General features: G+C 70.1%; 27 protein-coding genes. 15 read left to right on the top strand and 12 right to left on the bottom strand.

What is annotated here, in order from left to right:
- Nucleotide 1 precedes the first annotated feature (1 nt).
- The 4 genes from AB0H78_RS19110 to AB0H78_RS19095 all read right to left on the bottom strand — a co-directional run bounded on the left by AB0H78_RS19110 (nucleotide 2) and on the right by AB0H78_RS19095 (nucleotide 5,089).
- Nucleotides 2-1,078: an ABC transporter ATP-binding protein gene (locus AB0H78_RS19110; protein ID WP_363235602.1), complete on the bottom strand. Its 1,077-nt coding sequence runs from the start codon at nucleotides 1,076-1,078 to the stop codon at nucleotides 2-4.
- Nucleotides 1,079-1,090: 12 nt separating this feature from the next.
- Nucleotides 1,091-2,068 (bottom strand): ABC transporter permease, encoded by a 978-nt coding sequence (locus AB0H78_RS19105; RefSeq protein ID WP_363235600.1) that lies wholly within the window; start codon nucleotides 2,066-2,068, stop codon nucleotides 1,091-1,093.
- 109 nt (nucleotides 2,069-2,177) lie between these two features.
- A complete protein-coding gene (locus tag AB0H78_RS19100) occupies nucleotides 2,178-3,959 on the bottom strand; it encodes an ABC transporter substrate-binding protein (protein ID WP_363235599.1) in 1,782 nt (593 codons plus the stop codon).
- 95 nt (nucleotides 3,960-4,054) lie between these two features.
- Entirely contained in the window at nucleotides 4,055-5,089 is a 1,035-nt protein-coding gene (locus AB0H78_RS19095) for an ABC transporter permease (RefSeq protein WP_363235598.1), read from the bottom strand.
- Nucleotides 5,090-5,474: 385 nt separating this feature from the next.
- Between AB0H78_RS19095 and AB0H78_RS19090 the strand changes: the two genes are divergently transcribed.
- A complete protein-coding gene (locus AB0H78_RS19090) occupies nucleotides 5,475-6,470 on the top strand; it encodes a hypothetical protein (protein WP_363235597.1) in 996 nt (331 codons plus the stop codon).
- On the opposite strand, the gene AB0H78_RS19085 is transcribed toward AB0H78_RS19090, so the two are convergent.
- Complete coding sequence (locus AB0H78_RS19085) at nucleotides 6,471-8,612, bottom strand: prolyl oligopeptidase family serine peptidase (RefSeq protein WP_363235596.1); 2,142 nt, start codon at nucleotides 8,610-8,612, stop codon at nucleotides 6,471-6,473.
- Between the two features lie 163 nt (nucleotides 8,613-8,775).
- Here AB0H78_RS19085 and AB0H78_RS19080 point away from each other — a divergent pair, with 163 nt between their 5' ends.
- The 7 genes from AB0H78_RS19080 (at nucleotide 8,776) to AB0H78_RS19050 (ending at nucleotide 15,246) form a co-directional block, all read left to right on the top strand.
- Nucleotides 8,776-8,970, top strand: a complete 195-nt coding sequence (locus tag AB0H78_RS19080; RefSeq protein ID WP_363235595.1) for a hypothetical protein — start codon at nucleotides 8,776-8,778, stop codon at nucleotides 8,968-8,970.
- Nucleotides 8,971-9,024: 54 nt separating this feature from the next.
- Nucleotides 9,025-9,936, top strand: coding sequence for an N-acetyl-1-D-myo-inositol-2-amino-2-deoxy-alpha-D-glucopyranoside deacetylase (gene mshB / locus AB0H78_RS19075; protein ID WP_363235594.1), 912 nt, complete (start codon nucleotides 9,025-9,027; stop codon nucleotides 9,934-9,936).
- 91 nt (nucleotides 9,937-10,027) lie between these two features.
- Nucleotides 10,028-10,438 carry a DUF6113 family protein gene (locus AB0H78_RS19070; protein ID WP_363235593.1) on the top strand — a complete coding sequence of 137 codons (411 nt, stop codon included), beginning with the start codon at nucleotides 10,028-10,030 and terminating at the stop codon, nucleotides 10,436-10,438.
- A 265-nt stretch (nucleotides 10,439-10,703) separates the two neighbouring features.
- Nucleotides 10,704-12,752 carry a hypothetical protein gene (locus AB0H78_RS19065; RefSeq protein ID WP_363235592.1) on the top strand — a complete coding sequence of 683 codons (2,049 nt, stop codon included), beginning with the start codon at nucleotides 10,704-10,706 and terminating at the stop codon, nucleotides 12,750-12,752.
- A gap of 145 nt (nucleotides 12,753-12,897) precedes the next feature.
- Nucleotides 12,898-13,833 (top strand): ABC transporter ATP-binding protein, encoded by a 936-nt coding sequence (locus AB0H78_RS19060; protein ID WP_363235591.1) that lies wholly within the window; start codon nucleotides 12,898-12,900, stop codon nucleotides 13,831-13,833.
- The gene (locus AB0H78_RS19055) at nucleotides 13,830-14,570 is read left to right on the top strand and encodes an ABC transporter permease (protein WP_363235589.1); all 741 of its coding nucleotides are present in this window, start codon (nucleotides 13,830-13,832) and stop codon (nucleotides 14,568-14,570) included. Before AB0H78_RS19060 ends, AB0H78_RS19055 begins: the two co-directional genes overlap by 4 nt.
- 232 nt (nucleotides 14,571-14,802) lie before the next feature.
- Nucleotides 14,803-15,246: a hypothetical protein gene (locus tag AB0H78_RS19050; protein ID WP_363235588.1), complete on the top strand. Its 444-nt coding sequence runs from the start codon at nucleotides 14,803-14,805 to the stop codon at nucleotides 15,244-15,246.
- 16 nt (nucleotides 15,247-15,262) lie between these two features.
- Here the strand turns inward: AB0H78_RS19050 and AB0H78_RS19045 are convergent, their stop codons facing one another.
- A complete protein-coding gene (locus AB0H78_RS19045; protein ID WP_363235586.1) occupies nucleotides 15,263-15,706 on the bottom strand; it encodes a DUF2000 domain-containing protein in 444 nt (147 codons plus the stop codon).
- Nucleotides 15,707-15,755: 49 nt separating this feature from the next.
- Between AB0H78_RS19045 and AB0H78_RS19040 the strand changes: the two genes are divergently transcribed.
- Nucleotides 15,756-16,637: an AraC family transcriptional regulator gene (locus tag AB0H78_RS19040; protein ID WP_363235585.1), complete on the top strand. Its 882-nt coding sequence runs from the start codon at nucleotides 15,756-15,758 to the stop codon at nucleotides 16,635-16,637.
- Here AB0H78_RS19040 and AB0H78_RS19035 read toward each other — a convergent pair.
- A complete protein-coding gene (locus AB0H78_RS19035) occupies nucleotides 16,550-17,398 on the bottom strand; it encodes a transglutaminase-like domain-containing protein (protein ID WP_363235583.1) in 849 nt (282 codons plus the stop codon). The genes AB0H78_RS19040 and AB0H78_RS19035 overlap by 88 nt on opposite strands.
- 17 nt (nucleotides 17,399-17,415) lie before the next feature.
- Nucleotides 17,416-18,426 carry a GNAT family N-acetyltransferase gene (locus tag AB0H78_RS19030; RefSeq protein WP_363235582.1) on the bottom strand — a complete coding sequence of 337 codons (1,011 nt, stop codon included), beginning with the start codon at nucleotides 18,424-18,426 and terminating at the stop codon, nucleotides 17,416-17,418.
- Nucleotides 18,427-18,539: 113 nt separating this feature from the next.
- Between AB0H78_RS19030 and fdxA the strand changes: the two genes are divergently transcribed.
- Complete coding sequence (fdxA, locus tag AB0H78_RS19025; RefSeq protein ID WP_363235581.1) at nucleotides 18,540-18,866, top strand: ferredoxin; 327 nt, start codon at nucleotides 18,540-18,542, stop codon at nucleotides 18,864-18,866.
- Nucleotides 18,867-18,956: 90 nt separating this feature from the next.
- Nucleotides 18,957-20,054: a succinyldiaminopimelate transaminase gene (gene dapC / locus AB0H78_RS19020; protein WP_363235579.1), complete on the top strand. Its 1,098-nt coding sequence runs from the start codon at nucleotides 18,957-18,959 to the stop codon at nucleotides 20,052-20,054.
- Between the two features lie 77 nt (nucleotides 20,055-20,131).
- On the opposite strand, the gene AB0H78_RS19015 is transcribed toward dapC, so the two are convergent.
- Both AB0H78_RS19015 and AB0H78_RS19010 read right to left on the bottom strand, forming a co-directional pair.
- Nucleotides 20,132-20,614, bottom strand: coding sequence for an ATP-binding protein (locus tag AB0H78_RS19015; protein ID WP_363235578.1), 483 nt, complete (start codon nucleotides 20,612-20,614; stop codon nucleotides 20,132-20,134).
- Between the two features lie 283 nt (nucleotides 20,615-20,897).
- Entirely contained in the window at nucleotides 20,898-21,794 is an 897-nt protein-coding gene (locus tag AB0H78_RS19010) for a hypothetical protein (protein ID WP_363235577.1), read from the bottom strand.
- A gap of 39 nt (nucleotides 21,795-21,833) precedes the next feature.
- Between AB0H78_RS19010 and dapE the strand changes: the two genes are divergently transcribed.
- Together dapE and AB0H78_RS19000 are read left to right on the top strand one after the other, a co-directional pair.
- Nucleotides 21,834-22,913: a succinyl-diaminopimelate desuccinylase gene (gene dapE / locus AB0H78_RS19005; RefSeq protein ID WP_363235576.1), complete on the top strand. Its 1,080-nt coding sequence runs from the start codon at nucleotides 21,834-21,836 to the stop codon at nucleotides 22,911-22,913.
- A gap of 65 nt (nucleotides 22,914-22,978) precedes the next feature.
- Complete coding sequence (locus AB0H78_RS19000) at nucleotides 22,979-23,728, top strand: TIGR00730 family Rossman fold protein (RefSeq protein WP_363235575.1); 750 nt, start codon at nucleotides 22,979-22,981, stop codon at nucleotides 23,726-23,728.
- Nucleotides 23,729-23,938: 210 nt separating this feature from the next.
- On the opposite strand, the gene folP is transcribed toward AB0H78_RS19000, so the two are convergent.
- The gene (folP, locus tag AB0H78_RS18995; RefSeq protein ID WP_363235574.1) at nucleotides 23,939-24,799 is read right to left on the bottom strand and encodes a dihydropteroate synthase; all 861 of its coding nucleotides are present in this window, start codon (nucleotides 24,797-24,799) and stop codon (nucleotides 23,939-23,941) included.
- 54 nt (nucleotides 24,800-24,853) lie between these two features.
- Between folP and AB0H78_RS18990 the strand changes: the two genes are divergently transcribed.
- Together AB0H78_RS18990 and AB0H78_RS18985 are read left to right on the top strand one after the other, a co-directional pair.
- Nucleotides 24,854-25,246 (top strand): hypothetical protein, encoded by a 393-nt coding sequence (locus AB0H78_RS18990; RefSeq protein WP_363235573.1) that lies wholly within the window; start codon nucleotides 24,854-24,856, stop codon nucleotides 25,244-25,246.
- A complete protein-coding gene (locus AB0H78_RS18985) occupies nucleotides 25,243-25,833 on the top strand; it encodes a DNA-3-methyladenine glycosylase I (RefSeq protein ID WP_363235571.1) in 591 nt (196 codons plus the stop codon). The genes AB0H78_RS18990 and AB0H78_RS18985 overlap by 4 nt, the downstream gene beginning before the upstream one ends.
- Before the next feature lie 3 nt (nucleotides 25,834-25,836).
- Here AB0H78_RS18985 and AB0H78_RS18980 read toward each other — a convergent pair whose 3' ends face one another.
- Nucleotides 25,837-26,640: an enoyl-CoA hydratase-related protein gene (locus AB0H78_RS18980; RefSeq protein ID WP_363235570.1), complete on the bottom strand. Its 804-nt coding sequence runs from the start codon at nucleotides 26,638-26,640 to the stop codon at nucleotides 25,837-25,839.
- Between the last annotated feature and the right edge of the window lie 200 nt (nucleotides 26,641-26,840).

The following is a 26,840-nucleotide window of genomic DNA, read 5'->3' as shown; positions in this document are numbered from 1 at the left end:
CCTAGGACTGGGACAGCCCGAGACGGGGCTTGATCTGCTCGATGAAGAGGGACTGCTTCTGGTCCGCGGTGAGGTGGCAGGCCGCGCCGCGTCCCGCCGGGATCTGCGGCCGTTCGCTCTCGCACCGGCCGCCGCCCACCTCGGAGGGGAAGGTGCAGCGCGGATGGAAGGCGCAGCCGGACGGCGGGTCGAGCAGGCTCGGCGGGGTGCCGGGGATCGGTGTGAGGGGCTCGTTCACGTCCGACGTCAGCCGGGGCATGGATCCCAACAGGCCCCAGGTGTAAGGGTGTTGCGGGGACTTGAGTACCTCCCGTACGGAACCGCGCTCCACCGCCCGGCCCGCGTACATCACCAGGAGGTCGTCCGCGACATTGGCGACCACCCCCAGGTCGTGGGTGATCAGGATGATCGCCGAGCCGAACTCCTGCTGCAGGTCGGAGAGCAGGTCGAGGATCTGCGCCTGGACCGTGACGTCCAGGGCCGTCGTCGGCTCGTCCGCGATGAGCAGTTCGGGGTTGCAGACCAGCGACATCGCGATCATCGCACGCTGGCGCATTCCGCCGGAGAACTGGTGGGGGTAGTCGTTCGCCCGGAGCCGCGGATTGGGGATGCCGACCTTGCCGAGCATCTCCACCGCCCGGTCCCAGGCCTCCTTCTTGGAGACGCCGCGGTGCTTGCGGTACGGCTCGGAGATCTGGCGGCCGATCGTGTAGTACGGCGAGAGCGCGGTGAGGGAGTCCTGGAAGATCATCGCGACCTTGTTGCCGCGCAGCTTCTCCAGGGTGCGCTCGCCCGCACCCGTCATCTCCTGTCCGTCCAGGATGATTTCGCCGCGGGTCTCGGTGTGGCGGGGGTCGTGCAGGCCCAGTACGGACAGGTTGGTGACCGACTTGCCGGAGCCGGACTCGCCGACGATGCCGAGCGTCTTGCCGCGCTCCAGATCGAAGGAGAGGCCGTCGACGGCCTTGACGGTGCCGTCCTCGGTGGAGAAGTGGACGTACAGATCGCGTACGGACAGGAACGCGGACCCGGCGGAGGAGGGCGCCGGGGATCCCTCCGGTTTGGTCAGAGTGGTCACGGAAGTGGGCTCCTAGGACAGGCGCACGCGCGGGTCGATGTAGGCGTAGGCGGCGTCGACGATGATGTTGGCGACCACGATGGCGCTGCAGCCGACGAGCATCACCCCCATCAGCGTGGGCAGATCGGTCTGGCCCACGGAGTCGACGGCCAGCCGGCCCAGGCCGTGCAGATTGAAGGTGAACTCGGTGATGATGGCGCCGCCGAAGAGGCTGCCCAGGTCGATGCCGAAGATGGTGACGATCGGCGCGAGCGCACCGCGCCAGGCGTAGCGGAAGAAGACCGTGGAGCGGCTCATGCCCTTCGCGCGGGCCGTGCGCACGTGTTCCTCCTCCAGCTGCTCGATCATCTGCGAGCGGGTCATACGGCTGTAGTTGGCGATGAAGATGATGGAGAGCACCAGCCAGGGCAGCAGCATGCCCGCGAACCACTTGCCCGGGTTCTCGGTGAAGGGGTGGTACGCGGGTTCGTCCAGGAGGCCGATGCCGCTGACGAAGAAGGCGAGGGCGAGCGTGCCGACGAAGTAGATCTGCAGCGAGTTGCCGATCAGCGACAGCGAGCTGAAGAGCTTGTCGATGTACGTGCCCCGGCGGGCGGCGGCGATCATGCCGATGCCGACGCCGACGATCAGGAAGACGAAGGCTCCGCCGAGCGTGAGCGAGAGCGTCGTCGGGAAGCGGTCGACGATGGTGCCCCAGACCGGCTGCTGGTTGGAGAAGGAGTAGCCGAGGCAGGGCGCCGGGCAGTGGCCCACGGAGAAGTCGCGGCCCACGAAGATCCCGGACATGTAGTGCCAGTACTGGACCGGGACGGGCTGGTCGAGGCCCAGGTTCTTGTTGATGAGGGCGATCGCGCCCGGGGTGCAGTTCTTTCCGCAGGACATCAGCGCGGGCTGCGAGGGGATCGCGAAGAACAGGAAGAACGTGATCGCGCTGATCAGCAGGATGATGACGAGTGCGCCGAGCGAGCGGCGGGCCAGGAATCGAAGCATGGTGTCGCGGTTCTTCCCGTGAAGGCCGGCGGTTCAGGCGGGGGAGAGAGGACCTGCCCGCTGCCGCCGCCCCTGGTGTGGGCGGGCGGCGGCAGCGGACGCGGACGTGCTACTTCACGAACACGGCGGTCGGGTCGACCGTGCCGTACACGGAGTGGTACTTGACCCCTCCGACGTTCGAACCCCACAGCGAGTACTGCTTGTTGTAGAAGGTCGGAACGCCGGGGATGTCCTCGGTGAAGATCTTGTCCGCGAGCGTCATCCACTCGGGGGCGGCGGTCTTCACGTCGGGCACCGCGTTGATGCGGTCGATCTCGGAGTTCACTCCGGGGACGTTGATGTGCGCGTAGTTCGAACCGCCGTCGGCGATCGTCCGGCCGTCGTACAGCAGCGGGACGACGGTGGAAGCGACCGGCCAGTCGGCGCCCCACGAGGTGCGGTAGATGTCGAACTTGTTGCCCACCTCGGCGATCGCGGTCCGCCAGACGTTGGAGTCGATCTCCTTCTTCTGGACCTTGAAGCCGGCCCGCTCCAGCGCCTGGGTGATGACCACGGAGACCTTCTGCTGGACGTCCGTGTTCGGGTAGCCGTAGACGATCTCGGTGTTGAGCTTGTTGGCCTTGGTCAGGATCTCCTTGGCCTTGGCCGTGTCACCGGCGGGGTGCGTCTTCTTGCCGTACGGGTCGGATGCCTTCCACCCCGCGAGCGAGGGGGAGAGCAGGTTGGTGGCGACCTCGCCGGCCGTGGCGCCGCCGTTCTGCTGCAGGATCTGGCTGTTGGGCATCGCGTACGCGAGCGCCTTGCGGACTTCGGGGTCCTTGAGGCGCGTCATGTTGAAGCTGATGTAGTCGACGTAGGGCTGGACCTCGACGAAGCTGCGCGCCTTGGCCGTGGAGTCCGAGAGGACCTTCTGCGTCAGCTCGGGGGCCACCGCGTTCGAGAACGAGAGGCCGTTCTTGTCCTCGCCCTGGTCGGCGAGGAAGCGCCGGGTCGAGTCGGCGAACTGATGGCCGAAGTCGATGTTGAAGGAGTCGACGTACTGGTGGCGGATCGGGTCCGTCTTCGGGTCCCAGTTGGTGTTCTTCACCAGTGTCAGCGACTTGCCGACCTTGTACGTGCCGACCTTGTAAGGGCCGGACGAGAAGGGGGCGTTGTCGTACTTCTGCTTGGTGTCCTTCGCCTGCTTGATCGCGCCGACGTTGGGCATGGCGACCGCGTAAGGGGCGTCGGCGTGCGGCTTCAGGAAGTGGAAGATGATGGTCTTGGCGTCCGGCGTCGAGAGCACCGAGTCGGGCAGGTGCTTGCCGTCGTACGGGCCGTTCGGCAGCGCCTTGCGGAAGGAGACGCCCTCGCCGGACAGCCACTGCGGGATGTAGAGCGGGCCGTCGGTCTCGAAGGGCGCGTACAGCCGCTCGATGCCCCAGCGCACGTCCTGCGAGGTGATGGGCGAGCCGTCCTCGAACTTCAGGTTGTCCTTGAGCGTGTACTTCCAGGTCTTGCCGCCGTCGGAGGACGTGCCGGTGTCGGTGGCGAGGTCGCCGACGACCTTGACCGTGCCGTCCTGCGCCACCTTGTAGGAGGTGAGCGTGCGGTTGTAGAGCATCTGCACGGTGAGGACGTCGGAGTAGTAGATCTGGCCCGGGTCCAGGTGGTTGAAGGCGTCGCGCTGCAGGACGGTGATCGCCCCGCCCTTCTTGGCGCCGGGGACCTCGGCGGCGGGGCCTGTGGAGTCCGCCGCGGTGCCGAGGGAGTAGTTCTCCGCCTTGTTGTTGTCCTTGGTCGGGGCGGACGAGTTCTTCTCGCCGCTTCCGCCCCCGCCTCCGCTGCTGCAGGCGGTGAGCGCCAGTGCCCCCGCCGCAAGAGCGACGGCTGCCAGCCGTACTCTGCTCATCACGGTTTTCCTCATGAAATGTCGCACCTGCCTGTCCATCGTTGCCCTGATGTGACGTGCTCTTCGCGCTGTTCCTGGTGCTCGGTACGTGGTGCTCAGTGCTTGGTCCGGGGATCGAACGCATCCCGGACCGAATCCCCCAGCAGGTTGAAGGCGACCACGAAGACGATCATCGCGATGCCGGGGAAGAACAGGTAGGTCAGGTCGCTGACGTAGTACTGGGCGCCGTTGGCGAACATCCGGCCCCAGTCGGGCGTCGGTTCGAGGATGCCGACGCCGATGAAGGAGAGACCGGCCTCGATGGTCACGAACGACGGCAGCATCAGCGTCGACTGGATCAGGATCGGCGTCCACAGATTGGGGATCAGCTCCTGGCGGATGATCCGCCACGGGGATGCGCCGGTGACCCGGGCCGCTTCCACGAACTCCCTTTCGCGCAGGCTGAGCACCTGCCCGCGCAGCAGCCGGGCCAGGCCCATCCAGCCCAGGAACCACAGCACCAGGATCAGCGTCACCACCCGCAGGTAGGTGGGCGTCTCCTTGTCGGGGCTCACGAAGAGCGAGTAGACGACCGGGGTGAAGGCGACGAAGGAGAGCTGGGCGGGGAAGGCGAGCAGCAGATCGATGAAACGGCCGAGGAAGTAGTCGGCCCTGCCGCCCACATAGCCGGCCGTGACCCCGATCAGGACCCCGGTGACCACGCAGAGGATCGTGGCCGCGACGGCGATCAGCAGCGAGGTCCGGATTCCGTAGACCAACTGCATGAACACGTCGCGGCCCAGCGTCGGTTCGATGCCGAACCAGAAGTTGCTGTCGATGCCGCCGTTCGCCTTGATCGGATAGCCGAACTCATTGAGGAGACCGGGCTTGTCGAGGCCGTAGGTGGCGGTCGGGTTCTTTCCGTACATCTTCGAGATCAGTGGTGCGGCCAGCGCCACGATGAAGAAGAACAGGACGATGAATGCGGACACGACGCCCGTACGGTCCCGTTTGAAACGGCGCCACATGATCTGGCCCGGAGAACGCCCCTCCAGTTTGACCGGACCTCCGCCGGGCCCGCCGGGTGCGAGACCGGGGTCCAGAGAAGGGGCGTCAACTCCGGCTGCCGCAGCCTGAGATGGACTGGTCATCACTCTGCCCCCGCTGTGTGAATCTCGTCTGCAGTCGTCGCAGCTGAGCGGACTGTGGCAAGCGATATCTACGCGAGTCAAGGGCTTGGGAAGGAAAGGTATGGGGCGCATGCGCATCTTGAGCGAAGGTTTTGCAGATTGACGTGATGACGTGCTTGACAGGCAATCTCTACATCCGGCATCGGATGAAATATGCGGATCAAATTCGTTAACACGCAGGCAACTTGACTGTCGCAACTCCGATATACGAACGCGACAACCTGAACAGCGTACGGCCGTGCGGGTGCCGTAGATCGGCCGGGACGCGCCATGTCGTTCCGGCCGGTCGCCCGGCCGCTGCCGTACCTCTTGTTCAACTGCCGTACCGCAGTGGATTATCGCGAGCGTGCTACTCACCCGTGGGGCCCGCGTCACCGGCGCCGTCGTCTGTGTGCTGCTCGCGCTGATCGTCGCGGCATGGATCGTGCGCGACCTCACGACTGCGGACGGCCCCGCCCAGTTGTGGCGGTTCTGGGAATCCGGGCCCTCCGGGCTCGGGCAGGCCTCGCTGACGACCACGCCGTACGACCTGCTGCTGGTCGTCGTGTACGTCGCCGTGGCTCTCGCCGCCCTCCGATCCCCGCTGGCCGCCCAGGCGTTGGTCGCAGCGGCCGTGATCACGCTGGTGGTGCGGCTGCCCGCGCTCTGGGTGGTCCGCGCCGACTGGATGCGGCAGTGGTCCGGGCACGATCTGCGCGATCGGGCCCTGTGGAGCGCCTTCGCCGCGCTGGCGGGCGCTCTCGTCCTGCTGATCGTGGCGGCCGCGGGGCGCGGGCCCGCCGACGGAGCGGATGATCCGGTGCCGACCCGGCCTCGGCTGGGCGCGGGAGTAACCGCCTTTGTCTTCCTGGGAGTTGCCGGGGGTGCGGCGCTGGCCCTGGAGGGATGGACGGCCGTCGACGTGATGGACATCAGCCGGCGGGCGTACGAGCACCGCTTCACCGGCGAGGCAGGCCTCTACACCCCGCTGCTCGGGGTCCCGGCCGGCTGGCTGAACGTGACCCTCGGCGCACTGAGCCTGGTGGCGGCCGTGGCCGCGGTGGCCCGCGCCCGGTTCTCCCGGCCGCTGGGTCTTGTGGTGGGCCTCGTCCTGGCGGGTGCGGGCGGGATCTTCCTCTCGTCCATGGTGCGCCACAAGGCGTTCCCGCACATCGACGAACTGCCCGCCCGTGGCCAACTGGCCGTCTACCTCCAGCTGTTCTATCTGCTGGCCGGTGTGGTGGTGCTGCTCGTGTTCGCCCGCCGGGGCGTGAGCGACGAGGCCGGATTCCGTCCGGCCCCGTCGTGGCAGCAGCCCGGATTCGGGCCGCCGCCGCCCAGTGCTCCGCCGCCCGGATGGTGACTAGCTCAGGCCCAACGACCGCTTGAGGAAGTCCACTTGGAGCAGGAGCAGATTCTCGGCCACCTGCTCCTGCGGCGTCATGTGGGTGACACCGCTGAGCGGCAGCACCTCGTGCGGGCGGCCTGCCGCCAGCAGCGCCGAGGAGAGCCGCAGGGTGTGGGCGGCCACCACGTTGTCGTCCGCCAGGCCGTGGATGACCATCAACGGGCGTGCGGGGTCGGCCGGTTCGGTGAGCCCGTCGTCGGTGACCAGCGAGTTTGCCGCGTACGCCTCGGGCTGCGCGGTGGGGTCCCCGAGGTACCGCTCCGTGTAGTGGGTGTCGTACAGCCGCCAGTCGGTCACCGGCGCCCCGGCGATCCCCGCGTGGAAGACATCCGGACGGCGCAGCACCGCGAGCGCGGCGAGGTAACCGCCGTAGGACCAGCCTCGGATGGCGACCCGGCCGAGGTCCAGCGGGAAGCCCTGCTCCGCCAGCCCGTGCAGCGCGTCGATCTGGTCGTCCAGGGTGAGGACGAAGTTGTCCCTGATCGCCTTCTCCCAGCCGGGCGAACGCCCGGGCGTGCCCCGCCCGTCGGCGACGACCACGGCGAAGCCCTGGTCGGCGAACCACTGGGAGGTGAGGTAGGGATTCTGCGCGGCGAGCACCCGCTGGCCGTGCGGACCGCCGTACGGGTCGAGCAGCACCGGAAGCACCCCGTCCGACTCCCGGTGACCGGTGGGGAGCAGGACGGCGCACGGAATCTTCCGTGCGCCCCCCTCGGTCAACTGCACGCGGGCGGTGAGCGACGGCTTCTCGGCGTACGAGACGATCGTGGCCGCCTCCTTGCCGTCCCGCTCCACCCGTACCACCGTGCCCGGCCGGTCCGGCCGGGCCGATGACAGGACCGTGACGCGGCCGGAACGCACCGCCGAGTGGACGCCCGCGCCGTCCGAAATCCGCTCCACGCCCAGCTCGTTGACCCGGTAGACATGGATCTCCCCGGTCTCGGGGGCTGCGGCCTCCTCGCCCGCCGAAGCCGAGACCAGGACATCGGACGCGGAGATGTCGAGCACGGCCCGTACGTGCAACTGCCCGCCGGTCAGGGTCCGGTCGCCCACCGCGAGGACCCGCGCCCCGCCCTCGTCCGCGATCCGTACGAGCTTTCCGTCCGGCGACCAGGCGGGCACGCCATGGAACAGATCCAGCCACACCGGGTCCTCGTCCATGTGCACGGTCCGGGTGGCACCCGACTCCGTGTCGACCGCCAGGAAGCGCTGGCTGCGCTGGTCGCGCGCCTGGACGAGAAGCAGCGGCGCGCCCTCGGACGACCAGTGCACGGACGCCAGATACGGGTGGCGTGCCCGGTCCCACACCACCTCGGTGCGGGTCCCGTCCAGCTCCTGCACGAAGAGCCGCACCTCGGCGTTGGGCGTCCCCGCCGCCGGATAGGCGACCTCGGCCGGCTCGCGGTCCGGATGCGCGGGATCGGCGATCCACCACCGCTGTACGGCGCTGTCGTCGGCCCGCGCGACCAGCAGCCTGGCCGAGTCGGGCGCCCACCAGTAGCCGCGGCTGCGCTGCATCTCCTCGGCCGCGATGAACTCCGCGAGGCCGTACGTCGTGCGCGCGTCCTCGGGCTCGGCCAGCGCCCTGTCGCCCTCGCCGTCGGCGCCGACCACCCGCAGCGCGCCGTTCGCCACGTACGCGACGAGCAGGCCGTCGGGGGAGGGGCGGGGGTCGAGCACCGGTCCCGGCACGGGGAGTTCGCGGGTGGCCCCGGTCCTCACCTCGGCCGTGAAGAGGCGGCCCGAGAGCGCGAAGGCCGCGAGGGAGGCCTCGGCGTCAACCGCGTAACCGACGATGCCCGCCGAACCCTCCCTGCTGCGCTCACGGCGCGCCCGCTCCTGCGCGGAGAGCTTCTCCGCGGTGCCGCCGAGCAGCGCCTGCGGGTCGGCGACCAGGCGTTCGGCCGGGCCGGCCGGTTCGTCGAGCGACAGCGCCCAGAGGCCGCCCGCCCGGTCGGTGCCGGAAGGAGAGCGCAGAAACAGGACATGGTTCCCGTCGGGCGAGACGGTGAAAGCGCGCGGGGCGCCGAGGGTGAAGCGCTGGGTCCGTGCGTACTGGCGCGGGAACGAGAGCTGCTTCGGCGAGTTGGTCGGCATGGCATGAACCTAGGGGATGCCCGGCGGGCATGCGCCCCCCGTGCTGCCGTGCACGGATCAATGCGCTGCCACGGATAGTTATGATCCGTAGCGCTGGGTGGGTATGCAGCTACCGGCTGCAGTCGTGCTGCCCTTTTTCGACGCGTGGGAGGTGAACCGCCACATGGCACTCTCGATTTCGGCGGTCGTGCTGCTGGCGATCATCGTTGCTCTGATGGTCAAGAAGTCCGGGCTCAAGGCCGGTCACGCAGTGGTCTGCACGCTGCTCGGCTTCTATCTCGCGAGCTCCTCCATCGCACCCACGATCCACACGCTGACCACCAACGTGGCCGGGATGATCGGCGGCATCAAGTTCTGAGGCGCGGATCGGGGGCGCGCGGATCAGGGGGCGCGGGCTCGTAGGCTGTCGGGTATGACGGACCTCCCTGCCCGTCGTCTGCTTCTGGTGCACGCGCACCCCGACGACGAGTCGATCAACAACGGCGCCACCATGGCCAAGTACGCCGCCGAAGGCGCACTGGTCACCCTGGTGACCTGCACCCTCGGCGAAGAGGGCGAGGTCATCTCGCCCGGACTCGCCCACCTGGCCCCGGACCAGGAGGACTGCCTGGGACCGCACCGCATCGGCGAACTGGCCGCCGCGATGAAGGAGCTGGGGGTCGACGACCACCGCTTCCTCGGCGGTCCCGGCCGGTTCCGCGACTCCGGGATGATGGGCGTCGAACAGAACCACCGCGAGGGCGCGTTCTGGAACACGGACGTCGACGAGGCGGCCACGCACCTGGCGGAGATCATCCGGTCCGTGCGCCCGCAGGTGATGATCACGTACGACACCGAAGGCGGCTACGGCCACCCCGATCACATCCAGGCGCACCGGGTCGCGATGCGCGCCGCCGATCTGGCGGCCGAATCCGCCTTCCGGCGGGACCTCGGAGAGCCGCACACGATCCCCAAGATCTACTGGAACCGCGTACCGCGCTCGGTCGCCGACGAGGGCTTCGCGCGGCTGCGCGCTTCGGGCGCGGAGTTCCCCGGGATCGCGGACGTCGGCGATGTGCCTGGCGTGGTCGACGACGAGCTGATCACCGCGGAGATCGACGGGGAGCCGTACCGGCAGCAGAAGACGGCCGCGATGCGCGCCCACGCCACCCAGATCGCGGTGAACGGGCCTTTCTTCGCGCTCTCCAACGACCTGGGGCAGCCGCTCTTCGCGCGGGAGTACTACCAACTGGTGCGAGGGGTCTCCGGGGCGCCCGAGGGCGAGCGCGAGACGGATCTCTTCGCCGGTACGGCAGTGGGCGCGGCAGCGGAGGAGCACTCGTGACTGTATTTTCCCGGGGGACGACCCCCGGACCCCCGGCCGAACAAGCAGGTCAGCCGGGCCAACCGGAGCGGAATCTGCGAGGCGGCACGGAGTGAGTACGCAGCAAGGGCCCGGCACCGGGCTCGCCGCCCCGCTGAACTTCGGCCGGATCGCCGCCTACTTCGGGCTGCTGGTCCTCGGCGCGCTGACGGGCGTCGCCGGCGCGCTGATCCAACCCGCCTGGTTCCCCGGCGGCTTGATCCTGGCGCTGGCGGCATCGGCCGGAGTCTTCTACGGCGGCCGGCTCGCCACCGGCACCACCCTCGGGGTCGGAGCACCCGCCGTGGGCTGGCTGCTCGCCGTCATGTTCCTGACCTCGACCCGTCCCGAAGGCGACTTCGTCTTCGGCGCCGGCACCGGTTCGTATCTCTTCCTGCTCGGAGGGATGATCGTCGCTGTGATCTGCGCCACCCTCGCCAAGCTGCCGCAGGCGCCCGGAGGTTCTGCCCGACCTGGGAAGTGATGTGGTGCTTCGCCCGGCGCGCGGAAGCGCCCGGGAGGGGAGTCGGAACGGTTCATTCCCCTGGGCGGGGGGTGTCATCCGGCGTCGGCCAGTATGGTGGTGCGCGCCGCCGAGCCTCCCGCGCCGGACCGCGTCACCCGGGGGGCACCCCTCAAATCCCCGGCCGGACAAGCTGGTCAGCTCGGGTGTTTGGGGCTGACTCCGCGAGGAGAACCGGAGCGATCCGGAGCAAAACGGGCGGCGGAGTCAACCGGGAGAACCTGCCTTGAGTCGTGAAACCGACAGTTCGTCCACCGGCCCCCAGGGGCGTGGCGGAGCCGCGTACCCCTCGGGTACGCCGCCCTACGGAACGCGCCAGTCACCTGAAGACGCCGCGGCTCCGGCCCCTTCGCCCGCGCCGCTGCCGGATGAGCCGAAGACCGAGACCACGCTGACGACGCGTATCCGGATCAACATCCCCGGATCGCGGCCGATCCCGCCGGTCGTGATGCGTACGCCGATGAGCGACGTGGACGGCGGGCCGAGCGGCGAGCGCACCGGCTCGACGCCCCGGCCCGAGGCGGTGGAGGAGCCGGCGCCCGCGCCGGAGCCCACGCCCGCGGCGGCCGAGGAGAAGCCGACCAGCGACTGGTTCGCCCCGCGCAAGTCCACTCCCGCCGCTGCGGCATCCGCCCCGGGGGCCGCTCCGGCCCCGGCACCCGCTCCGGCCGCGCCCTCCTCGGGCGGCAGCGGCGGCGGCGGGCAGCGGCCCGATCTTCCGTACTTCTCCGACGGGGCGCAGCGAGAGGGCAGCCCGTTCGGCGGTCCGTCAGGTCCGTCAGGTCCCGCGGGCCGCGTAGGTCCTTCGGGTCCCGGCGGTCCCGGTGGTCCTTCGGGTCCCGGAGGCGCCGGCGGTCCTGCCGGGCCGACGACCGGTCCCGCCACCGGTTCGGCGCCGCTGCTGAGGCCGACCGTCGTACGTCCCGATCTGCCGACCCGCTCGGGTGCGGGGGCCCCTCCCCGGGGCGCCACCCCGCCCGCGCCGCAGATGTCGGACGACACGGCCGTGCTCACCCCGCAGAAGGCCGCTCCCGCTCCTCCGGGGACGGGATCCCCGGCCGGTCCGCCCGCCGGTGGCAATGTCTCTGGCGACACGCTGACCAGCGGTATCCCGGTGATTCCCGCGGACCGGCGCTCGCCGTTCCCGCCCGGCCCCCTCGGCCAGGGCGGCCCCGCGGGCATCGGCGGACCCGGAGGGCCCGGCGGCCCGCAGGGCCCCCGCCCCGCAGGGCCCGACATGACACCGCGGCTCCCGGACACCCCGGGCGCGCAAGGCCGGGCCCCCGCGCCGGATGCGGCTCCCGCGGCGCCCGCCCCGGCCCGTACCGCTGCCAGGCCCGCCAAGAAGGGACGCTCGAAGCTGGTCCTGCTCGGCGTGGCCGTGGTCGTCGTCGCCGGTATCGCCTACGGCGCGGGCCTGCTGATGAACCACTCCGACGTACCGACCAACACCACGGTCCTCGGCGTCGACATCGGCGGCGGGACCCGCGAGGACGCGGCCAACAAGCTCGACGCCGCCCTCGGCAAGCGCGTCAACGACCCGCTGAAGCTCACCGTGGACGGCAAGCAGACCAAGCTCTTCCCGGAGAAGTCGGGCCTGACGCTGGACAGCCAGGAGACCGTCCGTAACGCGGCCGGAAGCGACTACAACCCGGTCACCGTCATCGGCTCGCTCTTCGGCCAGGAGCGCGTCGTCGAGCCGGTGATCAAGGTCGACCAGGAGAAGCTGAGCGTCGCGCTGAATGATCTGGCGGGCGTCTCGGGATCCGCCTCCGAGGGCACGATCAAGTTCGTCCCGGGCAAGGCCGTCGCCGTACCCGGCAAGGCGGGCAAGTCGCTGGACGTGGGCCGGTCGATGATTTCCGTACGCGACGCCTACCGCAACCAGGTCGAGACGGGCAGCGCGAACACCGTCCAACTTCCGGTCGCGGCCCGCCAGCCCACGATCACCCAGGCCGAACTGGACCGTGAGATGAAGGACTTCGCGAACCCCGCGATGTCCGGCCTGATCACGATCTACGCGGGCGGCAAGCACATCGACTTCGGCCCCGCGCGCTCGCTGCCGAAGATCCTTTCGGTGACTCCGGCCAACGGGAAACTGGTCGAGCACTACGACAAGGCGGCGATCGACAAGCTCCTGGAGGGCGTCTTCAAGGGCGTCATGGTCAACCAGGGCGGCACGAAGCACGAGGTGACGGCGGACGACGTGGCCACGGCCATGAAGACGGCGCTGCTGGGCAAGACCAAGGCGGACCGTACGGTCACGATCACCTGACCTGACCGCAACGCGCTGATCGGAGCCCCCGCACCTTCTGGGTGCGGGGGCTCCGTCATGCGCGCGCGGCCATGACATTTGTCATCGCAGACTCACGACAGGTGGTTCTGCCGCGAAGGGCCCCCGCTGCGCGAATCTTGACCGCATGACCACACAACCCGCTCCGGCCACCTCCGTGGTGAGCTTCGAGAACGTCAGCAAGAGCTACGGAGACGTACGTGCCGTGGCCGACCTCTCGCTCACCCTCCACCCGGGGGAGACGGTCGCACTCCTGGGCCCCAACGGAGCGGGCAAGTCCACCACCCTCGACCTTCTCCTCGGCCTCCGCCCCGCCGACACCGGCACCGTCAGCGTGTTCGGCACGACGCCCATAGACGCCATCGCGGCCGGGCGTGTCGGAGCGATGCTGCAGAGCGGCGGCCTGATGGAGGAGGTCACCGTCCGCGAGATCGTGAAGCTCGCCTGCGCACTGCACCGCAAGCCGCACCCGGTCGACGAGGTCCTCGCCAGGGCAGGGATCGACAAGATCGCCGACCGCAAGGTCAACAAGCTCTCAGGCGGCCAGGAGCAGCGCGTACGTTTCGCCATGGCCACCGCCGGCGACAATGACCTGATCGTCCTCGACGAGCCGACGACCGGCATGGACGTCACCGCCCGCCAGGCCTTCTGGGCCACCATGCGCGAGGCGGCGGACCAGGGGCGCACGGTCCTGTTCGCCACGCACTATCTGGAGGAGGCGGACGCGATCGCCGACCGCGTCCTGGTGCTCCACAAGGGCCGTCTGCTCGCGGACGGCACGGCCTCGGAGATCAAGGCGAAGGCGGGTGCCCGCCGTATCGCCTTCGACCTGGAGGGCGCGATCGACGAGCCCGCCCTGCGCGAACTCCCGTTCCTGACAAGCTTCACGCTGTCCACCAGCGGCTCCGCCCGCACGGTCCGCATCCAGTCCACGGACGCGGACGCGACGGTCCACGCGATCTACTCGCTCGGCCTCTACCCGCGCAACCTCGAAGTCGCGGGCCTCGGCCTGGAACAGGCCTTCGTCGCCATCACCGAGGCCGAGGAGGCCAAAGCAGCATGACCACCCTCATCAGGCTCGAAATCGTGCGGACCCTCCGCAACAAGAAGTTCATGTTCTTCTCGATCCTCTACCCGTCGATGCTCTACCTGATCATCGCGAGCGGGGCGTCTGCCACCGACAAGGTCCCCGGCACCGACCTCACCCTGCAGAACTTCTACGTCGTCGCGATGGCCTCCTTCGGCGCGCTGACCGCCGTCCTCATGGGCAACAGCGAACGCATCGCCAAGGAGCGCGAGAAGGGCTGGGTCCGCCAACTGCGCCTCACCTCGCTCCCCGGCCGCGGGTACGTCCTGGCGAAGATCGCCAGCGCGGCGGTGGTCACGCTGCCCTGCATCGTCGTGGTCTTCATCGTCGCGGCATCCGCGAAGAACGTCCGCTTCGACGCCTGGCAGTGGCTGGCGCTCACCGGTGCGATCTGGGCCGGCAGCCTGGTCTTCGCGGCCCTGGGTGTCGCCATCGGCTATATCGCCAGCGGTGATGCCGTCCGCCCGATCACCATGATCATCTACTTCGGTCTCTCGATCCTCGGCGGCCTGTGGATGCCGACCACGGTCTTCCCCGACTGGCTGCAGACCATCTCCAAGTGGCTGCCCACGCACGCGTACGCTGCCCTCGGCCAGTCCATCGAGATGGGCAACGCCCCGCAGGCCAAGGACGTGACGCTCCTCTTCGTCTACTTCCTCCTCTTCGCGGGCGGCGCGGCCTACCTCTACCGCAAGGACACCCTGAAGGCGTGAGCGAAGCACGGGACATCGGGATCGGCCGGGCACCCACGTCCGCCCGTGAGGCCGCGCGCAAGATGCTCTGGATCGGCGTCTGGCTGATCTCCCTCGGCCCTGACGCTCACGCTCACGCTCGACTCGGCCTGGCCGGTCCTCTTCGTGTGCGTGGCCGTGGGCGCCGGCGCCATGCTCCCGCGAGAAGGGCCGGCTTTGACCCGGGCATGACCTGCTCGCGACATGGGGCGGCATGGGGCTGATCGCACTGGCGGTGCTCTGGGCAGTGGGCGCGGGGGAAGCCGTGCCGGGCCGTTCGCTCGCCGACCAGCTGACCATTCCGCTCGGCATCCTGATTGCGGCGCCGATCGCCGCCAAGTTCGTCAAACGTCCGGTGCTCGAAGCGCTGGAGGAGTCCGGGACGGTGGACCTCGTGGAAGGTGATGCCTTCCCGATGTCCGCCTGGCGGGTCAGCGGGCCGAACGTCCTCGCCCTCGCGGCGGCATTCGCCGTGGTGCTGGTCATGGCCGGGATGTTCACCCGCAGCCTCGCTCCGGCAGGCATGGAGTTCGTCTTCGCGTTCGTCTCCCTGTCCCGTCTCCGCGTCATCCGCCGTTGGGAGCGTCGCAACGCCACCACGGCCTGGCTGGCGCACGGTCCCACCGCCCTCTACTTCCGTGAGGCCGCCGCGGCCTGAGTGCCCCGCTCGACGCTTACGGGTGCATCCGGGCCCCCTTCAGTACCTTGTCCACCGCGTTGCGCGGCCCGTGCACCGCGATGCCCACCAGGTCCAGCTGGTCCTTGCCGACCGCCCGTACCGCCGCGCGGTTGTCGGCGTCGTTGCCCGTCATGAACATGTCCGACGTGAACACCGCCACCGGCAGTGCCCGGCCCAGCGCCTTGGCGTGCGCGGACGCCAGCGTCTCCTTCGTACCCTCGAAGACCAGCACGGGCTGGCGGAGCATCGGCAGGTAGGCGGTGCCGTCGGCGTCGGCGTACGGCTCGCCGATCACCTCGGGGATCACCGTGCCCAGGCCGCTGACCAGGAAGGCCGTGACGTTCAGCCGCTGCCAGGTCTCCAGGTCCTCCCTCAGCAGTACGGCGATCTTGGTGTCGAAGCGGACGGGTGCGGCGCCGGTGGCGTTGTCGGTGGTCATGTACTGAGACTGCCGGACCCGCCTCTCCGCCGTCTTGTACGTTCTTTGCATGGTGGCCCGGCAGGAAATCTCCGCTTGGCGCCCGCCGGTCGCGGGCGTCGTCGAGGTCTTCCACGCCCACTTCACCGAGCACGCCTACCCGATGCACGTCCACGACTCCTGGACCCTGCTCATCGTCGACGACGGCGCCGTCCGCTACGACCTGGACCGCCACGCGCACGGCACCCCAGGCGACACCGTCTCCCTGCTTCCGCCGCAGGTCCCGCACAACGGCTCGCCCGCGACCCCCGGCGGCTTCCGCAAGCGCGTGCTCTACCTGGACATGTCCGTGCTCGACGCGAGCCTCATCGGCCCCGCGGTCGACGGGCCCGATCTCGTCGACCCCGTACTGCGCCGGCGCATCGGACAGTTGCACACCGCCCTCGCGGCGAGGGGCGACGAGCTGGAGGCGGAGAGCCGGCTCGCCTTCATCGGGGAGCGGCTGCGCGGACACCTCGGGCAGGCATCCGGTACGGGGGCGGGACCCGACCGCGGCCTCGCCCACCGCCTGCGCGAGCTCCTCGACGCACGGCTGGTCGACGGGGTCACCCTGGAGGAGGCCGCGCGGACGGTGCACGCCGATCCCACCCATCTCGTACGGGCCTTCAGCGGCGCCTTCGGGATCGCCCCGCACCAGTACCTGATGTCCCGCCGGGTCGACCGGGCCCGCCGCCTGCTCCTCGACGGGCGGCCCGCGGGGGACGTCGCCGCGGCCACCGGCTTCTACGACCAGTCCCATCTGACCCGGCACTTCAAGCGCGTCGTGGGCATCGCCCCCGGCCGCTACGCCCGTACGGGAGGGCGTCAGTTCAGCATGGCCCGCGCCGACCGCGCCCGGCCCCTGATCACTTCCGCCGTCGCCGGTTCGACCTCGGCCACGACATCCGCGTAATCCTCCAGCTCCGCCGCCCCGCGCAGGAAATCGCCGCGCTGGACCAGGAGTTGAGCGTGCTCGTAGCGCAGCCGCGCCGGATGGGAAGGCAGCAGCAGGGACAGCTCCACCGCCCAGAGCTGGACGTCCGAGCGCTCGGGACGGATGGCCGCCCAGGCGCGGATGTTGTTGAGGATGCGCAGGACGATGTCGAGCGGATCGGCGGGGGCCAGCATGGAGGGCTCCAGCGGGGCGCCCGTCGCACCCGCCACCAACAGGCCCGCGTCCTGCCCGGTGAGCAGCCGCCCCCCGTCGAACGGGTCGACCAGGACCAGGTCGTCAGGGGCGCCGAAGCCGACCACGAAATGACCCGGAAGGGCCACCCCGTACACCGGTGCGCCCGCACGCCGCGCGACCTCGATCCAGACGACGGAGAGCAGGATCGGCAGGCCTCTGCGACGGCGCAGCACCTGGTGCAGGAGGGAGGACTCCAGACGCTGATAGTCCCCGGGTACGCCCCTGAACCCCCCTGCCGTGCCCAGGAGTTCGCCCAGCGCAACCGCCCACGAGCGTGCCCCCGAGACCCCGAAGGGCAACAGGCCTGCCAGCCTGTCGAGTTCGATCTGCGCGGCGTCGATGCCGGTCCGGCCGAAAGTGGCGTCCGCCTGGGTGCCGATGAGCAGACACAGCTGCGCGAGGTCGGGGCGTTCCGCTCGCGCCTCGTCGGCGAACTCCCGCCGCCAGTCGGCGGCTTCGGGAGTCTCGGGTGATTCCTCGCGCATAACAGCCCCGTACCCGGCTAGAGCAGCCGGAAGTGGTGGTAGGTGTGGTGGGTCTGAAAACCCATGCCGTCGTAGAGGGCACGGGCCCCGATGTTGTCGTCCTCCACCTGCAGCCACGCCGCCGACGCCCCCTCGTCCAGGGCGCGGCGGGCGAGCGCGGCCATCACGGCCTTCGCCAGACCCTGGCGGCGGGCCGCCGGAGCCACCTCGATCGCCATGAAGCCGGCCCACCGGCCGTCGACCACACAGCGGCCGATCGCCGCCGGTGTGTCTCCCTCGGCGGCGGGCACGGCGGCGGGCACGGTGGCGAACCAGGTGGAAGGGCCGCTGCCGATCACCTTCAAGACCTCGGGGCCCGGCGTCCCGAAGCGCTTGTAGCGCGAGAGCCACGCCTCGTCGACGGAGCGGGAGAGCCTGACCCGCGAGACGTCCGCGTCGAGGTCGCCGATCGGCGCGAGCGCGGCGATCCGTACGAGCGCGCTGACCTCGCTCGACCAGCCGTGCGCGGTCAGCTCGGCACCCAGCAGTTCCTGGGTCCCCTCGGCGCCGGTGGCGAGCTGGATGTACGGGGGCAGCCCCCGTGCCTCGTACCACTCCCGTACGCAACCGAGCGCCTCGCCCAGCGGCCGTCCCGGGTCCCCCAGCGGCAGCACGGAGTTCGCCCGCCGCGTGAACCCGGCGGCGGCCCGCAGCTCCCACTCGCCCAGCCGCTCGCTCTCGACGGGCTGCCAGGCACGCGCCGTCACCCGGGCCAGTTCGGCGAAGCCCGCCGAAGGGCCCCTGCGACGTGCCGGAGCGGCCGGTACGACCTTGCCCGCGACCAGCGACGACTCCGGAACCTGGGCCGATTCGCCGCTTCTGCGTGTGATCGAGAGCACACCGTCGTTCCAGGATGTGAGAACACCCACCGTGTCGGTGAACTTCTCGCCCTCTTGCGCGCCTTCGGTGAACTGCCTGACCGATACGCGTTTTCCCACGTCATCAGGTGTAATTCGGACTTCAAGACGTCCGCCGGTGGTGAATTCCACAGCTCTCTCCGCCCCTCCTGTTCGGATCGTGCCCAGGAACGGAGATACTAGGGGCGGGCATCGACGACGCCGCGCTCCCGCGCAGAGCAGCCCTACCGAGGAGGAACGACAGCGTGACTTACGTCATCGCGCAGCCTTGTGTCGACGTCAAGGACAAGGCGTGCATCGAGGAGTGCCCCGTCGACTGCATCTACGAGGGCTCCCGGTCCTTGTACATCCACCCCGATGAGTGCGTCGACTGCGGAGCCTGTGAGCCGGTCTGTCCCGTGGAAGCGATTTTCTACGAGGACGACACCCCGGAGGAGTGGAAGGACTACTACAAGGCGAACGTCGAGTACTTCGACGAGCTCGGCTCGCCCGGTGGTGCCTCCAAGCTCGGCCTGATCGAGCGGGACCACCCCTTCATCGCAGCGCTGCCGCCGCAGAACCAGGCCGGCTGAGTCCAGCCGCCAACGCTCTGGGTCCCGTACGGCTTGCGCGCCGTGCGGGGCTCTGGTGTTTTCCCGTACGAAACCGAAAGTGAGCGCCCCGTGAGCAGCGCAGTCTCCTCGCGCCTCCCCGCCTTTCCGTGGGACAAGCTCGAGCCCTACAAGGCGACGGCCAAGGCCCACCCGGACGGCATCGTCGACCTGTCGGTCGGCACGCCCGTGGACCCGGTCCCCGAGATCATCCAGAAAGCGCTGATCGCGGCCGCCGACTCGCCGGGCTATCCGACGGTGTGGGGGACCACGGAACTGCGCGACGCGATCACCGGCTGGTGCGAGAAGCGGCTGGGCGCGGTGGACGTGCGGCACACGAACGTCCTGCCGATCGTCGGCTCCAAGGAGCTGGTGGCCTGGCTGCCCACGCAGCTGGGACTCGGCGCGGGCGACAAGGTCGCCTACCCCCGGCTCGCGTACCCGACGTACGAGGTCGGCGCGCGGCTGTGCGGCGCGGAGCCTGTGGCCTACGACGACCCGACAGACCTCGACCCCACCGGCCTGAAGCTGCTCTGGCTCAACTCGCCCTCGAATCCGACCGGTCGGGTCCTGTCCAAGGACGAACTCGTACGCATCGTGGCCTGGGCCCGCGAGCACGGCGTGCTCATCGCGAGCGACGAGTGCTACCTGGAGCTGGGCTGGGAGGCCGACCCGGTCTCCGTCCTGCACCCCGACGTCTGCGGCGGTACGTACGAAGGTCTGATCGCCGTCCACTCGCTCTCCAAGCGCTCCAACTTCGCCGGCTACCGCCTCGCCTTCCTCGCCGGTGACGCGACGCTCGTCGGCGAGCTGCTGCAGATCCGCAAGCACGGCGGCATGATGACCGCCGCCCCCGTGCAGGCCGCCGCGGCCGCCGCGCTGCGCGACGACGCGCATGTGCGGGAGCAGCGGGCGCGGTACGCGGCCCGGCGGACCGTGCTGCGTACGGCACTTGAGGCACACGGCTTCCGCATCGAGCACAGCGAGGCGAGCCTCTACCTGTGGGCGACGCGCGGCGAAGGCTGCTGGGAGACCGTGGCGCATCTCGCGGATCTTGGCATCCTGGTCGCGCCGGGGGACTTCTACGGCGAGGCGGGCGCGCAGTTCGTACGCGTCGCGCTGACGGCCACCGACGAGCGCGTCGAGGCCGCCGTGAAGCGGCTGGGCTAGCCGCCTCTCGTACGTACACGGGGAAGGGCCCCGGGAGTTCGTGCTCCCGGGGCCCTTCCGTACGCAGAGGCCGAAACTCAGCCGAGCGGCAGACCCTGGACCGGCAGCGAGCCGGTGGACGGCAGGCCGCTCACGGGGAGGCCGCCACCACCGGTGGGCAGCCCGCCGGTGGGCAGGCCACCGATCGGCAGACCGCCGTCGGTCGCCGACTTGGCGGTCTCGCCGAGGATGTCACCGGCGCTGCCCGCGGCGTCACCGGCGGCCTTCTGGGCGGCGGGGGTCGCGGTCTTGCCCGCCTTGCCGAGGGTCTTGCCCGCGGTCGGGACGGCCTTCTTCACGGCCTTGCTGCCGGCGTCGCCCGCCAGGCCGGTGGCCTTCTGGGCGGCACCGTCGACGGTGTCACCCAGGCCGGCGCCGTCCAGGGCGCTGAGGCTGCCCAGGTTCGGGGCCTGCGGGAGGTCCACGGCGCTTGCGGAGCCGGCCGCCGCGACCACGGGGGCTGCTCCAGCCGCGATGAGAAGCGCGGCACGGGCGATCCGACGGGCCAGGGGGAGGGACATGATGCTCCTTGGTACGGGGTCAGTAGGACGCCATGACAACTGCCGGAAGGGAGGGAGAGGTTGCGGTCCGGCAACGTAAAGAATCTGCAATGCGTCGCATAATCGGCTGCGGATAAAAACGGGCAAATGATCCACAGCGGATAGGGTCGGAAACCCGCCGGATCCCTGTGTTCACAAGGGAATTGAGTGATCCGGGCGCAGCGCTCAGGGAGCCGTTCGCGGAGCCTTCACGGCCCCGCAGGTGTGCCACTGTCGGGTGACGCACTGGATCTCTGCCCGAGTGCTATTTCGACAGGGTGAGGCGTACGCCGGCCGTCTTCTCGTCGGTCTTGTGCCAGGTGTTGTCCGCATCGCCCGCGGTCCACTCGCGGCCCGCGTAGGAGACCTGTTCGATCTGCAGCTCGGAGGAGTGGGCCACCGCCCAGTGGGCCAGCTCCCAGCCGCGCTGGGTGCGCTGCGGGCCGCCCGTCGCACCGGCCGCGGCCGTCGAGGCCACCGGGAGGTCGAGCACGGGGCCGCTGACCGCACCCCGGGCCGTGGGCAGCACTCCGGGGCCGAAGTCCCGTGCCAGCTCGGTCCGTACGCGCGCCGCGTCGCCCTTCGTCGCGCCCTTCGCGGCGGAGCAGGTGAATGCGGCCGGGGTCCGGCCGGTGAGGGCGGCGGAGAGGAGCGCGGCGTCGGGCTCGTGCTTGGCGTACGCCTGCGGGAAGCCGCTGCGCTGGACGCGCTGGGCGGCGACGGTGAGGGGGAGGCGCGAATAGCCGGGGACCTTGGCGAGGTGGTCGTAGAACTTCCCGGCCGCGTACACCGGATCCGTGATCTGCTTCGCCGTCCCCCAGCCCTGCGAGGGGCGCTGCTGGAAGAGGCCGAGCGAGTCGCGGTCGCCGTGGTCCAGATTGCGCAGCCCGGACTCCTGGAGCGCGGTGGCCAGCGCGATGGTCACGGCGCGCTCCGGCATACCGCGGGTGGTGCCGACCGCGGAGATCGTCGCGGCGTTGACCGCCTGCTCCGGGCTCATCCGGTAGCTGTCCCCGTCGGCCGAGGCCGCGGTGCAGCGGGGCGGGCCGCCGCCTCCGGTCTCGTACTGCGCCACCAGATACCCGGCGACAGCCAGCGCTACGGCAACGGCGGCGGCGATACGCAGGAGGCGGCCGCGACGGGGGAGGGCGGTCTGGGACACGCGGTCCACCGTACTGGAGCGCGAGATATCGTCGGTGCCATGCCCGAAACACCGCTTGACCTCACCCTGGACGCCCCCGCGCTGACCGCCTGGCTCGTCGACTTCCCCTCGGTCAGCGGCACCGAGAAGCCCCTGGCCGACGCGGTCGAGCAGGCGCTGCGCGCGCTGCCGCACCTGACCGTCGACCGGTACGGAAACAACGTCGTGGCCCGTACGAACCTGGGGCGCGCCGAGCGCGTCATCCTCGCCGGCCACCTCGACACCGTGCCGATCGCCGACAACGTGCCCTCGCGCCTCGACGAGGACGGCATGCTCTGGGGCTGCGGCAGCTGCGACATGAAGTCGGGCATCGCGGTCCAGCTGCGCATCGCGGCGACCGTTCCCGAGCCCAACCGCGACCTCACCTTCGTCTTCTACGACCAGGAGGAGGTCGCCGCCGAGCTCAACGGCCTGGGCAAGGTCGTCGCGGCCCACCCCGACTGGATCAAGGGCGACTTCGCGGTCGTCCTGGAGTCCTCGGACCTGGAGGTCGAGGGCGGCTGCCAGGGCACGCTGCGCGTCCTGCTGAAGACGAAGGGCGAGCGCTCGCACTCGGCCCGCGGCTGGATGGGATCCAACGCGATCCACACCGCGGCCCCGATCCTGGCGAAGCTGGCGGCGTACGAGCCGAGGTGGCCGGTCATCGAGGGACTGGAGTACCGCGAGGGCCTCAACGCGGTGGGCATCGAGGGCGGCGAGGCGAAGAACGTCATCCCCGACTCCTGCACGGTCACGGTCAACTTCCGCTACGCACCCGACCGTACGGCGGACGAAGCACTCGCCCACGTCCGCGAGGTCTTCGCCGACTGCGACATCGACGAGTTCATCATCGACGACCACTCGGGCGCCGCCATGCCGGGCCTGACCCAGCCGGCCGCGAAGGCCTTCATCGAGGCGGTCGGCGGCACCCCGCGCCCCAAGTTCGGCTGGACGGACGTGGCGCGCTTCGGCGAGCTGGGCATCCCCGCCGTGAACTACGGCCCGGGCAACCCCCTGCTCGCCCACAAGCGCGACGAGCGGGTCAAGGCCTCGCTGATCGCCGACTGCGAGACGCGACTCCACGCCTGGCTGACGGCGTAAGTTTCGCTGTTCGTAACGCCCCTCCGCCTACGCTGACCTGACACGCACAGCGGAGGGAGCACGTCATGGACAACCCCGAGGGAGCGCCGGCCCTGGACGAGCAGAGGCTGGGCCCGGTGGTACGCCGCCGGGAACAGGTCCAGCCGGGCACGACCGACCAGCGCCTGCTGGACTCCGAGGGCGACTCCGAGTGGGTGCACACCGACCCCTGGCGGGTCATGCGCATCCAGTCGGAGTTCGTGGAGGGCTTCGGCGCACTGGCCGAACTGCCCAGCGCCATCAGCGTCTTCGGCTCGGCGCGCACGCCGGTGGGCTCGCCGGAGTACGAGGCGGGCGTACGCATCGGCCACGCCCTGGTCGAGGCGGGCTTCGCGGTGATCACGGGCGGCGGCCCCGGCGCGATGGAGGCGGCGAACAAGGGGGCCAGGGAGGCCAAGGGCGTCTCGGTGGGCCTCGGTATCGAGCTCCCCTTCGAGCAGGGACTCAACCCGCACGTCGACATCGGCGTGAACTTCCGCTACTTCTTCGTCCGCAAGACGATGTTCGTGAAGTACGCCCAGGGCTTCGTGGTCCTGCCGGGCGGCCTCGGCACCCTGGACGAGCTCTTCGAGGCGCTGACGCTGGTCCAGACGGGCAAGGTCACCCGCTTCCCGATCGTGCTCTTCGGGACGGCGTACTGGGGCGGCCTGGTGGACTGGCTCCGGGACACGGTGATCGCCCAGGGCAAGGCGTCGGCGAAGGACCTGCTGCTGTTCCACGTGACGGACGACGTGGACGAGGCGGTGGCGCTGGTGACGAAGGAGACGAGCAAGTGAAATCAAGCCCGTCCGGCGCTTGAGGACAAGCGGCCGAAGGTCGCTTACGGGGGCGCAGGGGGCGAAGCCCCCGCAAAGGCGGGGTCCGGGGTGCGCAGACCCCGCCCGCCCCGCCCCCGCCAGGGGGTCCGGGGGTCACCCCCGGTTTCGGGAAGGGGCGGGTAGGGGAATGCGCCGCAGGCAACCCGCACCCGTCCCCCGCCCGCACCTCTACGCCAACCCCCGCCGCGCCACAGCCGGTGCCCGATGCCCCGCAATGGACGCCACCATGTCCAGCACCTGCCGCGTCTCCGCGACTTCATGCACGCGATAGACCTGCGCCCCGAGCCACGCCGAAACGGCAGTCGTGGCCAGCGTCCCGATCACCCGCTCCTTGACCGGCTTGTCGAGCGTCTCCCCGACGAAGTCCTTGTTGGACAACGACACCAGCACCGGCCACCCCGTCGCCGTCATCTCGCCCAGCCGCCGCGTCGCCTCCAGCGAATGCCGGGTGTTCTTCCCGAAGTCATGACCGGGGTCGATCATGATCCCGTCCCGCCGCACACCGAGCGAAACGGCCCGCTCGGCCAGCCCCACGGTGACCCGCAGGATGTCCGTCACCACGTCCTCGTACGTCACCCGGTGCGGCCGCGTCCGAGGCTCCGCACCCCCCGCGTGCGTACACACCAGACCGGCCCCGAACCGTGCGGCCACCTCGGCCAGCTTCGGATCGACGCCGCCCCAGGCGTCGTTGAGGACATCGGCCCCCGCCTCGCAGACGGCCTCTCCCACGTCATGCCGCCACGTGTCCACACTGATCACGACGTCCGGGTGCCGTCGCCGTACCTCCGCGACGAAACCGACCGTCCGCCGCGCCTCTTCCTCGGCGGAAACCTCGTCGCCAGGACCCGCCTTGACCCCGCCGATGTCGATGATGGCAGCACCCTCCGACACCGCCTGCTCCACGCGGGCGAGCGCGGGCTCGTCACGGAAGGTGGCTCCCTGGTCGTAAAAGGAGTCCGGAGTCCGGTTGACGATCGCCATGATCACCGGCTCCTGCGCGCTGAATTCGCGCCGTCCCAACCGCAACATCCGCCGTACCTTCCCTCGCACCTGGTCGCCTGCGACCTTAACTCTCAGCCGCGCATGGCACGATCGGCACCGACGGTTTCGGATCCCGGGGAGATACGCGTGTTCTGGTTCTTGCTGATCGCGATGGTCGTGGTGGTCGCCGCGGTGACGCTGGCAGTGGTCGGCGGCAGTGACGGCGGAAGTGACGGCGACGGAGCGGTGCTGCCCGAGGTGGCGCCCGAGCGGCTCGTCGACCCGCTGCCCGAGCACCGCCCGGTCGACCGTGCCGACATCGAGGAGCTGCGGCTCCCGATGGTGGCGCGCGGCTACCGCATGGCCGACGTGGACGACGTGCTGAGCAGGCTCGGAGCGGAGCTCGCCGAGCGCGACGCCCGGATCGCCGAGCTCGAATCGGCGCTGGCCGGGGCGCACCGAACCCCCGCCCCGAACGACGAGCCGCAGCAGTGACGGCGACGACCGGCGCCGTCGCGGGCCCGGACGGGAAGCTCCGCTGCGCGTGGGGGCTGTCCGCCGACGACTACATCGCGTACCACGACAGCGAGTGGGGCCGCCCCGTCCACGGCGACGACGAGCTCTTCGAACGGCTCTGCCTGGAGGCGTTCCAGTCTGGCCTGTCCTGGATCACGATCCTGCGCCGCCGCGAGGGCTTCCGTAAGGCCTTCTCGGGCTTCAGGATCGCGACCGTCGCCGACTTCACCGACGCGGACGCCGAGCGGCTGCTCGCCGACCCCGGGATCATCCGCAACCGCGCCAAGATCGCGGCGACCCTCGCCAACGCGAAGGTGCTCAGCGGCTGGGGGAGCGGCGAGCTCGACGCACTGATCTGGTCGTACGCACCGGACCCGGCGGCCCGCCCCGCGCCCCGAGCGCTCTCCGACGTGCCCGCGGTGACGGCCGAGTCGACAGCCCTGGCCAAAGACCTCAAGAAGCGCGGTCTGCGCTTCGTGGGGCCGACCACGGCCTACGCCCTGATGCAGGCGTGCGGCCTGGTCGACGACCACCTTGCGGACTGCTTCGTACGAGACGCTTCGTAGGCGTCAGCGCCCCAGGTACTTCGGCTTCTCCTTGTTGACGAAGGCCTGGACGGCGATCACATGGTCCTCCGACGCGCCCGCGCGCGACTGCAGTTCGTCCTCTTTTTCGAGGGTCTCGGCGAGCGAGTGCCCGGCGCCGTACGCCAGGGACTCCTTGAGCGCGGCGTAGGCGAGCGTCGGGCCGGCGGCGAGTGCGCGCGCCACGGCGGCCGCCTCGGCGGCGAGGTCGGCTGCCGGTACGAGCTTGTTCGCGATCCCCAGGTCGTACGCCTCCTGGGCGGTGATCGAACGCGGGAAGAGCAGCAGGTCGGCGGCGCGGCTCTGGCCGATCAGCCGCGGCAGCGTCCACGAAACGCCCGAGTCCGCGGTGAGTGCGACACCCGCGAAGGAGGTCGTGAACTTTGCGGTGTCGGCGACCACCCGGTAGTCGGCGGCGAGCGCGAAGCCGAGACCGGCTCCCGCGGCGACCCCGTTGACGCCCGCGACGACGGGCTTGGGCATCTCGGTCAGCGCCCGCACGATCGGGTTGTAGTGCTCGCGCACCGTGTTCATCGTGCGACCGGTCCCGGCCTCGCGGTCGGCGGCGAGGAGCTGGATGTGCTCCTTGAGGTCCTGGCCCACGCAGAAGGCGCGGTCGCCCGCGGAGGTCAGCAGTACGGCCCGTACGGCATCGTCCGAGGCTGCGGCCTGCACTGATTCCCGGAGGGCGACCTTGGTCGCGATGTTCATCGCGTTCATGGCCTCGGGCCGGTTGATCGTGATCGTCGCGAGTCCGTCCGCCACCTCGTACAGCACGGTGTCCGCCATGGGGCCCCTCCAAAGTTACTGAGTCGTCGTCACCGACCAGCATGGCGGAGATCATCGAGGCCGCGCATGTGACGTGCGTCAAACAAAAAAGCCCTCAAGGGGCGCGCTGGGCGGCGAAGTATCGCAGCAGGATCGCCGAATTGGGTGGTTTTGAGAGAGCGCGTTGCGCAAGCGATGCGGACTGATGTTGGTCATCGGGT

It is taken from the genome of Streptomyces sp. NPDC050738, from assembly GCF_040654175.1.
Classification (GTDB): domain Bacteria; phylum Actinomycetota; class Actinomycetes; order Streptomycetales; family Streptomycetaceae; genus Streptomyces.
The sequence above is the reverse complement of the archived record's forward strand: the minus strand, read 5'-3'. Positions and strand labels throughout refer to the sequence as shown.